This window comes from Dellaglioa sp. CoH-56-MRSF-14, assembly GCF_056782115.1.
Genome location: NZ_JBXAYB010000003.1, coordinates 34098 through 46548 on the forward strand (window position 1 = coordinate 34098; position 12451 = coordinate 46548).

Genomic DNA, 12451 nt, shown 5'->3' on the forward strand with positions numbered 1-12451 from the left:
CAACTATCAATTATGAAACCCATAATACGTCGCTAACCAATTTGGTACTTATCTTTATTCAGTTGTTAGTAACACGATTACTTTCCCAAAACTATCCTGATTTTGTAAGTAAGCATGCGCTAAAGGAACTTCACTTAGTTTGAAGTTTTTTTCTGGTTTCACATCAACATCATATTTTGAAATGTAGTCCAACAGATCATTCAATTTATCCTGACTGACATTGTCAGAGTAAAAACTAGTGAGGTAACTATTTTTCTCGATATCTATAATCGGATCAAATTCTTCTAAAAACCATTTACCTCCTAATTGTCCCGTACTACATAAAATGCCTCCTTCGTTTAAATGTTGAAAACTATCTTTTATAGTGGCAGGGCCAATTAATTCTAAAATTTTGTCATACTTCTTTTCAGTCTCTAATACACCAGTCTTATCTATTATTACATCATTAAAACCAGCGGACAATAATTGCTCATTTTTTGCTTGGCTCCGACTAGTACCATCAATTACAATATCAGGATATCTGGCCTTCAACAATTTAAGAAATGAAATACCTACTCCACTTGTGGCGCCTCTAACTAAAATTTTATCTTTTTTTGTAATTTTTAAGTTTTTCATTGAACCAAATGCTGTATAGTACGTTTCAGGAATAGTCGCAAGTTCTTTCCAAGATATATTTGTTGTTATTGGATATATTTGGTTATTTGGTAATGCTACATATTCAGCATAGCTGCCATCAAATGCGCGTCCCATTTCTCCCATAATGGAAATAACTTTTTTCCCTATAGGTAATCTTTCAGGATCGCTCGTTTCTTCAACAACACCCACACATTCAATGCCTAAAACCCTAGGAAACAAAACAGTTGGCGATTTTCCCTCTCTCGTAAAAATCTCCGATCTATTGATACCAAACCCTTTTATTTTAATTAAGGACCAGTTAGCTTTTATTTTAGGTAAATTTACCTCTTGGTAAATAAGCTTATCTGTTCCTCCTGCTTCATTAACAACAATTGCTTTCATAATTTTACTTTTCTCCTTTGCTAAAAAGCTTTTTTCAATTCAAATCATCGTAAACATCCTAATTTTTAGTAACTATACATAAAAAATCCTAACCACCACGCGAAGTGATTAGGACCTTTTACAATGCTTGCCCCACCAAAAATTAATGAAAGGCCGAAAGATTTAATTAGTTTGCACTTTTTATGCATTTAAAACTTTGTTTAAGAAATCTTTTGTTCTATCATTTTGCGGATTACTAAATATTTCATCTGGTGTACTACTTTCTAAAATGTAACCATCAGCCATAAAGACCACACGATCAGCCACTTCTTTAGCAAAACCCATTTCATGTGTGACAACAACCATTGTCATACCATCCCTCGCAAGTTGTTTCATAACATCTAAAACATCCCCAACCATTTCTGGATCAAGTGCAGACGTTGGTTCATCAAATAACATAATATCTGGTTTCATTGCAAGTGCGCGTGCGATTGCGACACGTTGTTTTTGACCACCAGATAACGAAGCAGGTGCAGCATCTGCTTTATCACTCAAACCAACTTGGGATAAAAGACGTTTTGCTTCCTTAGTTGCTTCTTCTTTTGTTTCTTTTTTTAATTCAACAGGCGCTAAAATAATATTTTCAAGAACGGTTAAATGTGGAAACAAATTAAAATGTTGAAATACCATGCCAATATTTTGACGAACAACATTTAAATCAGTTTTTGGATCACTTATATCATGCCCCTCAATAATAATTGAACCGGAAGTTAAATCTTCTAATTTATTTAAACAACGTAAAAAGGTACTTTTCCCAGAACCGGAAGGTCCAATCATGCAGACAACTTCTTTTTCTGCAACTGAAATATCTAACCCCTTCAAAACTTCATTTGAACCATAGTTTTTTTTCAAATTTTTAACTTGAATTTTAGCTGCCATTATTTAATCTTCCTTTCGACTAAATTAGATAACCACGTTAATAACGTTATGATAACGAGATAAATCACCGCGATAATCAACCACATCTTGAATCCTTCAAGGTTTCTTGCGATTATAATCTTACCTGTTTGCGTTAATTCTAAAATACCGATAACAGATAAAATTGACGTATCTTTCAACGTAATAATAAATTGATTAATAAATGATGGAATCATAATCTTAATTCCTTGTGGCATAATGACTTTCATCATTGCTTTTCCATAAGGTAATCCTAGACTACGAGCAGCTTCCATTTGGCCATTATCAACAGCCTTAATCCCACCTTTAACAAAGGCCGCTGTATACGCACCTTCATTTAACGTTAAGGTTATAATACCTGCCACAAATGCTGGAATCTTGCTCCCGGTTAAATTAGGAATACCAATGTAGATAAAGAAGGCCAATACAATTAGCGGTAGGCCACGGAAAATGTAAATTAATGTACTTGAAAGCCCATTAAGCCATTTATTTGGCGCAACACCCATCATACCTAAAATAATCCCTAAAACTGTTGCACAAACAATAGCCACAATTGTTAATAACATTGTTTGTTTAAATCCTTCTAATAATGAGCCACTATTTGTTTTCAATAAACCTAAAATTGTTCGAGAATTTTTAGAGTTAGCATTTTTTGCGTTCGTTCCAGTGTACTTATCAACAATCTTTTTATATTCACCGTTAGCTTTAAGTTTCTTTAGCCCGGCATTAAATTTTGTTATTAATTCTTTATTTTGCCCTTTTTTAACGGCGAATCCATATTCACCTTTTTCATATGTTTTACCAACTACTTTCATTTCAATACCATTCTTAACACCATATGCTAAAACTGGTTTATCATCAAAAGTCGCATCGGAATTTCCTGTCACAACATCGTCATACATGTTACTTGAATCATCAAAAGTTGTTGTTGTAATATTATATTGTTTTTTAATTGAGTTTACGAATTCTCCGGCAGCTGTACCAACTTTAATCGCTACCTTTTTCCCTCTTAAATCATCCAAAGATTTAATTGAACTGTTTTTACCAACAGCCATAGCTACCCCAGCTTCATAATAACTATCTGAGAAATCAAATTTAACACGACGTTCTGGAGTTATCATCATACCAGCCATAACCCCATCAATTTGGTTAGCATCTAATGCTTGAACCGCTGCATTAAACCCTAAGGCTTTAATATCAACTTTAAATCCTTCCTCTTTAGCAATGGCTCGCATTATATCCATATCAATACCAACATATGATTTACCATCTTCTGCTTGATATTCAAATGGTGCATAAGTTACATCAGTCCCGATTGTATACGTCTTTTCTGCTGCATTTACTTGATTACTATGTAAAAATAATAAAAATACACATGCGACCATGATTGACATGATCATTGACTGCCATTTTTTCATAATATCCTCCCCAAAACATTTTGATGTAACATAATATAACATATCTACACTTAGCAAGCAATTTAGTTGTTTTGACAATTATTTAAGTACCCTATACACTAGAGATATTCAGGAAAGGATGGTTTATATGATTATTAGAAGAGCAACAAAAAAAGATGCACACGAGGTCGTTCCTTTAGTGAATATTATTTTAGAAGATATGGAAATTCCTATTCTTCAAGAAATTCCATTACCCGACCTATTCAAAGTGCTAGAGCTTGCATTTGAAACAGAAGACTACCGTTACAGCTACGGTCGTGTTCAAATTGCCGATATTGATGGTAAGGTTGCTGGGATAGCATTTGGTTATCCGGATGAAGATGAAGACCATCTTGATCTTGCTATGAATCAATTTTTCCCACAAATTGGTTTACCTGAAACAACTGAACTCTTTCCAGACTCAGAAGTTTATCCAAATGAATGGTACCTTGATACCCTTGCTGTTTCACCAGATTTCCAAGGACAAGGCATCGGCACAAAACTTCTAGAGTCTCTTCCCGAGATTGCCCGTGCAGCTGGAAAAACAAAGATTGGCTTAAACGTCGACTTTGCAAATCCTAAAGCAGAAAAGTTATACACAAAAATGGGCTTTAAAACTGTTGGTAACATGATTATTAGTGGTCATGACTATCATCATATGCAAAAAGATATTTAAATAAATAAAAAGGTCTGCTAAAAATAAATTTAGCAGACCTTTTTTCATATCTTTATTCTAAAACTTTTACAGTAACTGTCTTTTTACCCCATGTGTAACATCTTGCATTTGAGATAAAATGCACATCAATTCGGTTTCCTTTAATTGCTGAACCTGTATCGCCAGCAATCGCAACACCATAACCAGATACCCAGACAACAGTTCCTAGCGGAATAACTGAAGGATCCACAGCAATTTGTTGTGGATTAGTTAACAAACTTAACCCATATGATCCATGAGTTCCCATCCCTGGTGCATTTGTTGAATAAGCCGTTGCGACCATTTGTAACGTTTTCTTAGTTGATTTGCCAGAAGTATCGTTGCTTGCTTTTTGGTCAGTACTTCCTTTTTTATCTGATGAATCATCACTTTCAGCCTTTTTAGCTGCTTCTTTTTTAGCAGCTGCTGCTGCCTTAGCATCAGCTTTAGCCTTTGCTTCTCTTGCTTTTTTTGATAACTCAGCATCTTTAGCCTTTGTTACTTTGGCTAAATCTTTCTTTGCGTCACCTAAAGTATCTTTTAACGCTGCTAATTGTTTATTCATTTCTTTTGTTTCTTGTTTTGTTTCAGATTGTTTTAATTTCAATGATTTTTGTTCAGATTCCAAATGCGCTTTAGCATCTTCCATGGTTTTGATATTAGACGCAACATCTTTCATCGTTTTGTTATCAGCAGATTGTAAAACAGAAACTGCGTAAACACGGCTAATAAAATCACCAGCATTCTTTGCTTCAAGAATAGCCGTTACCATTTTACTACTTGAATCATTAACTTGTAGACTTCTTAATCTATCTTTAGCATTTTCAATACGTGTATCTAATTGTTTTTGTTCATTACCAATTGATTTATCTTGTGAACCAATTTTCTTTTCTTTATCAGAAATTTCTTGATTTAATTTATCAATTTTTGCATACTCATCATTAATACTCGTTAATGACTTTGAAATTTTTGAATTAGCAGTTGTTACTTTCTCTTGTGCAGCTGATTCTTGTTTTTTTAAATCACTGATAGATGTTGCACTAACAGAAACCGAACCACCTAATAAGCAAAGTATAACTGCCGTAAAACCAATAATATTTCTAATTTTCAAAATAATACTCCTTTTTGTAAATAACTTTATTACCCATTTCTAGAGTATATCGAACCGACAAGTCAGACATGTGTCAGGCATATTACAAAACATCACTCATATTACAACTCTATGACTAACGTACCCTCATTTTCAGAAATAATCATTTTATTTGAGTTCATTTTCAAAACCGTTTCATTTTGAGCCTGAAATATGCTATGATATGTAGATTATACAAACGAATAGTGAGGGTATTAAATGATAACTGTAAGTAATGTAAGTTTAAGTTTTTCAGACCGTAAGTTATACGATGACGTTAATTTAAAATTCACGCCTGGTAATTGTTACGGACTAATCGGTGCTAATGGCGCTGGTAAATCAACATTTTTAAAGATTTTATCTGGTGAAATAACACCAAGTACAGGTAAAATTTCATTAGATCCAAATGAACGTATGACAATGCTACAACAAAATCATTATGGCTTCGAAGAATATACTGTTCTTGAAACAGTCATTATGGGTTACAAAGAACTCTATGCTGTTATGGAAGCAAAAGATGCTATTTATGCAAAAGCTGATTTTTCTGATGAAGATGGTATCAAAGTTGCTGAACTAGAATCTGACTTTGCTGAAATGAATGGTTGGGAAGCTGAATCAGAAGCTTCAACTCTTTTACAAGGCTTAGGCTTCGCTGAAGATATGCAAAATAAAAAGATGAGCGAACTAACAGAAAGTCAAAAAGTTAAGATTTTGCTTGCACAAGCACTTTTTGGTAATCCTGATGTTCTCTTACTTGATGAACCTACTAATGGGTTAGACATCAAATCAATTAACTGGTTAGAAGATTTCTTAATTAACTTCTCAAATACCGTTATTGTTGTTTCTCATGATAGACATTTCTTAAATAATGTCTGCACCCACATGTGTGATGTTGATTTTGGTAAAATCAAATTATTCGTTGGTAATTACGACTTCTGGATGGAATCAAGTGCCTTAGCTTCAAAACTTGCAAATGATTCTAACGATAAAAAAGAAGCTAAAATCAAAGAATTACAAGATTTCGTTGCACGATTCAGTGCTAACGCTTCTAAATCTAAACAAGCAACTTCTCGTAAGAAAATGCTTGAAAAAATCACACTTGATGATATTCAACCTTCATCACGTCGCTACCCATTCATTAACTTTGAAATCGACCGTGAAATTGGTAATGATTTATTATCAGTTAGTGGCGTTTCAAAAACAATTGATGGCGTAAAAGTTTTAGATAATATCTCATTTAGTTTAGGCAAAGATGATAAAACAGCCTTTACAAGTGAAACTGATATTGCTGTTACAACATTAATTAGAATTCTTTCTGGTGAATTAGAACCAGATACAGGTACAGTTCAATGGGGTGTAACAACATCACAAGCTTACCTTGCTAAAGATAATAACGACCAATTCGCTGATGAACATTTAACAATTATCGATTGGTTACGTCAATTTGCTTCTAAAGCAGAAAGTGATAACACTTTCTTGCGTGGATTCTTAGGTCGTATGTTATTTTCTGGTGAAGAAGTCGATAAAGAAGTTGGCGTCTTATCCGGTGGAGAAAAAGTTCGTTGTATGTTATCAAAAATGATGTTAACAAGAAACAACGTTCTTTTACTTGATGATCCTACTAACCATTTAGATTTGGAATCAATTACTTCATTGAATGAAGGTCTTTCAAATTATAAGAGTGCTCTATTATTCGGCTCTCATGATCGTGAGTTCATTCAAACAATCGCTAACCGTATCATCGAAGTAACACCAAACGGTCTTGTTGATCGAGCAGATACTACTTATGATGAATTCTTAGAAAATAAAGATGTTCAAGATCAAATTGCTGGTCTTTACAAACAAGCTTAATAACTAAAAAGGAAGCAACCAATTTCAAAATTGGTTGCTTCCTTTTTTATTAGTAATTTTTAAGTACGCGTTGAATTTGGCGTTCCTGATCTCGACGTTTAATTGTTTCACGTTTATCGTAATCATTCTTCCCTTTTGCAACACCGATTAGTACTTTTGCAAAGCCGTTTTTAATGTACACTTTCAAAGGGACAATTGTAACACCCTTATTTTTAGTTGCTTCATCAAATTGAGCTATTTGTTTTCTATGCAATAATAATTTACGATTTCGAAGTGGATCATGATTGAATTGATTTCCTTGATCATACGTTGAAATATGAACATTCATCAGCCAAGCTTCACCATTTCTAATTTGCGCAAATCCATCTTTTAGATTAATACGACTATTTCGAACGGATTTAATCTCAGTACCTGTTAAAACGACACCAGCCTCAACCGTATCTTCAATGTTATAACTGTGTCTTGCTTTTTTATTCTGGGCTAAGGGTTTATCAAAAGATGACTTTTCTTTTCGCAATCTTAATCCCCCCGATATTATTTTTGACGTGTATTATTTTTTCTTGGTGCTGTGTTTTTATTAGCTGATTTGTAGAATGGTTTCTTTCCATTACTATTTCCAGCAGCTGGTTTACCATTACGGTTATAAGGTTTCTTGTCTCCTGGACGACCATTACCTGGACGTTTGAAGTTTCCACCTTTACCTCGTAAATCAGAAGTTGGTGTGTTTTGTGGATTAACAATTTCAAAATCAATCGCACTTTGCTCAATATCAACTTTAGCAACTTTTACTTCGATTGGTTGACCAATTCTGAAAGTTCTCTTGGTTCTCTTACCTACTAATGCCATATGCATATCTAAATATTCATAATAGTCATCCTTCATATTACTAATATGAACAAGACCTTCAACAGTATTTGGTAATGAAACGAAGACACCAAACTTCATAACTGAGCTAACAACACCTTCAAAGGTTTCACCAACATGATCAGCCATGTATTCAGCTTTTTTCATTGCGTCAGTATCACGTTCGGCATCAATTGCGCGACGTTCCATTTGTGATGTATGTGTTGTAAGTTCAGGTAATTGTTCAGCATATTTTTCTTTTTGAGTGTCCCCAATACCATTTTCTTCGTAGAAACGAATTAAACGATGAACCATCAAATCAGGGTAACGTCTAATTGGTGACGTAAAATGCGTATAATCAGTAGCAGCTAAACCAAAGTGACCTAATGATTCATCAGTATATTTAGCTTGTTGCATACTTCTAAGTAACATAACAGAAACCATTGATTCTTCAGGTTTACCAGCTACTTCTTTTAAAACACCTTGTAACATTTTAGGTGTTACATTCTTACTATCACCTTTAACAACGATACCAAAACTGGTTAAAGTTTCGAAGAAACGCATTACTTTTTCATTCTTAGGTGTTTCATGCACACGGTAAACAAAAGGTACTTTTAATTTATCGTAATGAGCTGCAACAGTTTCATTTGCAGCTAACATAAATGATTCAACTAAACGTTCACTTGTTCCACGAGTTCTAATTTGAATATCAATTGGGTGACCCGCTTCATCAACGATAATCTTAGATTCATTATCATCAAAACTAATTGCACCACGTTTTTTACGCATTTTTTCAAGAATTTTGTGTAATTCGCCCATTGTTTCAAACATTGGGACCAATTCTTCATATTTAGCTTTCGTCTTTGCATCATCTGATTCAAGAATCTTGTTAATGGCTTTGTAAGTCATACGTTCTGTCGTTTTAATCACACTTTGGAAGATTTTGTGGTTAACAACATAACCTTCTGGTGTAATTTCCATTTCACAACTCATAGCAAGGCGTTCAACTTTTGGATTCAATGAACAAATACCATTTGATAATTTGTGAGGCAACATTGGAATAACACGGTCAGTTAAATAAACACTCGTTCCACGTTCGTATGCTTCACGATCAAGTGGTGTGCCTGGTTGGACATAATGCGAAACATCAGCAATATGCACACCTAAATGGTAGTTCCCGTTATCAAGTTTCCAGGCAGTAACAGCATCATCTAAATCCTTAGAATCAATACTATCAATTGTTACCAATGTTTGGTCCGTTAAATCAACACGGCCAATTTTTTCTTCTGGTAGCACAACTTCTGGAGTTGCTTCAGCTTGAGCCATAACATCTTCAGGAAATTCACTAGGAATATCATGTTGATAAACAACTTGTAAAATATCCATACCTGGATCGTCTTTGTTACCCACAACTTCTTTAACCAATGTTTCAATAACTAATGGTTTTTCACTTGTTGGGTAAGCAGTAATATCAGCTGTAATAACTTCTCCGGCAACTGGATGTAAACCAACCCCTGTTACCAATAAGTTATAACGTTGTAATTTCTTGTTTTTAACAACTAAATGGCCAATTATTCCTGAATTTTCAAGGTCAGATGGTTCAACTTCAAATTCACCAACAATTGATGTTACATTATGTTCAACAATTTTATTAACTTTACCTTCAGGACCACGGTCATCCCCAGGTTTAGCAGCACTTGTAATCTCAATCTCAACACTATCACCATTTAAGGCAGACATTGTTTGTGTTGGATTAACGAAAACATCAGGTTGTTCTGGATCAATCGTAACGAATCCAAATCCACGATCATTTGCATGAAAAATACCCACTAATTGTGGTGTTTGAAGTGCAATTTGAAATTTGCCTTCTGATGTAATTTTCACTTCACGTTTACGTTCCATTTCAGCAAGTGTTTTAACAAGTTCTTTGAACGCATCCTGGCCTTCTAATTTAAGGGCAGCTGTTAATTCTTCAACACTGAAAGATTCATTTTCTTTAATTTTTAGTTCTTTTAATATAAGTTCTTGCATCTTTTTATCCATGTATACCTCGTTTTCATATTCGTATTTGCGTTACATTTATTTATTATTAATTTTATTTTATTTCTAAATAAAAGCCTCCTGCTGCAACAATTGTTTGCACAGGAGGCTTTCTTTATTATTATTTTGAGGCCAAATAGACAAGTCCTAGAGCTAGACAGAAAAATAAAACGCCCAAGACAAAGGTTACTTTTTGCATAAATGCTTCGAATCCACGTGGTTTTTGTTTGCTAAATAAATCGTCAGCACCACCACCGCCACCAGATAAAGCACCTGAAGCGTTATTTGTTTTTGCAGGTTGCATCATAACAGCGATAATCATTAAGACTGAAACGATGATAATTAAAATTGTTAGTATGTTAGTCAAATCATTTACCTCCTTAACCCAATTACGTAATCTATATCTATACTAATTTAGCACAGTTTGCATTAATTTTCCACCGTTATTATTTTATTAAAGTGATTCAAATCCGGATAATGTATCCATTTCTGTCTTAAGTTTAGGTCGATTTTGGTGCTCAGTCAAAAGAACTAATGTATCTCCTGCTTTTAAAACCGTCACACCATGTGGAATTAATTGCTTTTCACCACGTCTAACCGTGATTAATAAGCTATTTTCAGGCCAAACTACTTCTGAAACTTTTTTATTTTCTAAATTTGATCCAGCAAAAATAGGCGTCTCAAGTCGGTCCTTTTTACCGCCCAAATCAATTTCATTTTGACCAATTAATTTTTTAAGTAAAGAATCGTAGATAGGTGCGCCGCCTAAAATATCAATAACTAAAAATGAAACTAATGAAATAATGGCTAGTGGCATTAAGTGATGTAAACTACCCACCATTTCCGTAACTAATAAAATAGCTGTAAAAGGTGCTTTACCAATTCCAGCAAAGTACCCGGCCATTCCAAAAATAATAAAATCAGTTATATATTTAGCTGGTAACAACCCTAACATTATCATAACAGTTGCATACCCAGCGCCAATAATAGCGCCTAATGTTAGAATAGGCAGAAAAATACCACCTGGTAATCCAGAACCATAGGATATCATTGAAAAGATAAATCTTAAAAGAAAGAGTCCCAATAAAACGGTCAATGATTTACTTTGAACTAGACTTAAAATAATCTCATTACCGCCACCTAAAGTTTGTGGTAAGTATAATCCAATCGGAATAACTAAAATAAAAGGGACAATTGAGCGATAAAAAATCGGAATTTTATGTAGAATATTATATAAATCAGTCGATTTAAGTAATACGTTTTGATACAGATAGCCTAGGAGGCCCAAAATAAGCCCTAAAGCAATCAAATGCCAGTATTGTAACAATGATAAGGTCTGAATATCCATCATTTGTAGCGCCGGTTTTAGACCGAAAAAATGCAATGAAATATAATTGGCTGAAATTGAACTAGCTAATGCTGTTGTCCAAATCAACGGTGAAAAATTATGATACACTTCCTCTAATATAAAAAGCGTACTCGCAATTGGTGCATTAAAAGCTGCGGATAGACCTGCAGCGCCACCACCTGCAATCAGAATGCGGCGTTCCGATTCAGTATGTTTAGTCATCTCTGCGAATCCTTGTCCGACTGCTGCACCTAGTTGAATAGATGGGCCTTCACGGCCGAGGAATAGCCCTGATCCAATGCCTAAAACACCACCGATAAATTTTCGCCATAAAACTGACCACCAACGCATTTCAAGATTACCAGCAAGCTGGCCCTCTACTTGCGGAATACCGGATCCCATAATATTTGGCTCTTGCTTCATTAGTGTTCCAATACCTAGTACCATAGCTAGACTCAAAAGAATCATTGGAAACAGTAACCACATATTCTGATTAATTGCCTGGTAAAAATAGATAAAGACTTTAAGCACATAAATAATAGCTAACCTAAATAGACTTACAACGATACCTGTAACGAGCCCAATTAATAGCCCTCTTAAAATAAATATGAGATTAGTTAAATTCAATCGCTCTTTGATACCTTGTTTTGTCATAAAACCATACACACCTCTTCATTCTATTAGTATATGCTAAAATCCAATTATTTGCTGAACTCATTAGTAACAAAAAAAGAATTATTCAACTATTGAATAACTCTTCTTAAAAACTAGCATAATCTAATGATCACTTAAGGATGATAAATCATACTCATAGCTATAAGTCCCCAGCCTAAATTTTTTTTAAATAAACCGGTTGTCGAAATTTCCATATAAAATCGACCAACGTCAGCACTTAACTTTATTTTATTTTTTAAATTACTTACAGCCAATAAGCGCAACGACTCCGCTAAATCAGCGACTGCCTTCTCGAAGTACTGCCCACGCTCAACTTTATTTTTAAAATCAACTAATAAGAGACGTTCCTCATTTGTCGTTTCTTCGTTTAAAATAAGATCATAAACTTTTGATGTTAGATCATCTTGTATTGTAATACGCTCTGATTTTTTCATACACGCTCACATTCCTAACTATAATTTCCAACATCTAAATTATACAAC

At 34.2% G+C, this 12451-nt stretch carries 11 protein-coding genes; 2 read left to right on the top strand and 9 right to left on the bottom strand.

The features are described 5' to 3' along the window. Positions 1-54 precede the first annotated feature (54 nt). The 3 genes from AC1RPX_RS03870 to AC1RPX_RS03880 form a co-directional block, all read right to left on the bottom strand. A complete protein-coding gene (locus tag AC1RPX_RS03870) occupies positions 55-1017 on the bottom strand; it encodes a zinc-binding dehydrogenase (RefSeq protein ID WP_481761437.1) in 963 nt (320 codons plus the stop codon). 180 nt (positions 1018-1197) lie between these two features. Next, positions 1198-1935, bottom strand: coding sequence for an amino acid ABC transporter ATP-binding protein (locus AC1RPX_RS03875; RefSeq protein WP_481761438.1), 738 nt, complete (start codon positions 1933-1935; stop codon positions 1198-1200). Continuing rightward, the gene (locus AC1RPX_RS03880) at positions 1935-3371 is read right to left on the bottom strand and encodes an amino acid ABC transporter substrate-binding protein/permease (protein WP_481761439.1); all 1437 of its coding nucleotides are present in this window, start codon (positions 3369-3371) and stop codon (positions 1935-1937) included. The genes AC1RPX_RS03875 and AC1RPX_RS03880 overlap by 1 nt, the downstream gene beginning before the upstream one ends. 130 nt (positions 3372-3501) lie before the next feature. Between AC1RPX_RS03880 and AC1RPX_RS03885 the strand changes: the two genes are divergently transcribed. Then, complete coding sequence (locus AC1RPX_RS03885; RefSeq protein WP_481761624.1) at positions 3502-4065, top strand: GNAT family N-acetyltransferase; 564 nt, start codon at positions 3502-3504, stop codon at positions 4063-4065. Between the two features lie 52 nt (positions 4066-4117). On the opposite strand, the gene AC1RPX_RS03890 is transcribed toward AC1RPX_RS03885, so the two are convergent. Continuing rightward, a complete protein-coding gene (locus AC1RPX_RS03890) occupies positions 4118-5194 on the bottom strand; it encodes a 3D domain-containing protein (RefSeq protein ID WP_481761440.1) in 1077 nt (358 codons plus the stop codon). Between the two features lie 237 nt (positions 5195-5431). Between AC1RPX_RS03890 and AC1RPX_RS03895 the strand changes: the two genes are divergently transcribed. After that, entirely contained in the window at positions 5432-7063 is a 1632-nt protein-coding gene (locus AC1RPX_RS03895; protein WP_409022227.1) for an ABC-F family ATP-binding cassette domain-containing protein, read from the top strand. 49 nt (positions 7064-7112) lie between these two features. Here AC1RPX_RS03895 and smpB read toward each other — a convergent pair whose 3' ends face one another. The 5 genes from smpB to AC1RPX_RS03920 form a co-directional block, all read right to left on the bottom strand. Further along, complete coding sequence (gene smpB, locus AC1RPX_RS03900; RefSeq protein WP_481761441.1) at positions 7113-7580, bottom strand: SsrA-binding protein SmpB; 468 nt, start codon at positions 7578-7580, stop codon at positions 7113-7115. A 17-nt stretch (positions 7581-7597) separates the two neighbouring features. Beyond that, on the bottom strand, positions 7598-9949 hold the full coding sequence (gene rnr / locus AC1RPX_RS03905) for a ribonuclease R (protein ID WP_481761442.1): 2352 nt from the start codon (positions 9947-9949) through the stop codon (positions 7598-7600). A 118-nt stretch (positions 9950-10067) separates the two neighbouring features. Next, positions 10068-10313, bottom strand: coding sequence for a preprotein translocase subunit SecG (gene secG / locus AC1RPX_RS03910; RefSeq protein WP_409022224.1), 246 nt, complete (start codon positions 10311-10313; stop codon positions 10068-10070). Between the two features lie 87 nt (positions 10314-10400). Next, a complete protein-coding gene (locus AC1RPX_RS03915; RefSeq protein ID WP_481761443.1) occupies positions 10401-11948 on the bottom strand; it encodes a ClC family H(+)/Cl(-) exchange transporter in 1548 nt (515 codons plus the stop codon). Between the two features lie 134 nt (positions 11949-12082). Further along, positions 12083-12403, bottom strand: coding sequence for a bacteriocin immunity family protein (locus AC1RPX_RS03920; RefSeq protein WP_481761444.1), 321 nt, complete (start codon positions 12401-12403; stop codon positions 12083-12085). Positions 12404-12451 lie beyond the last annotated feature (48 nt).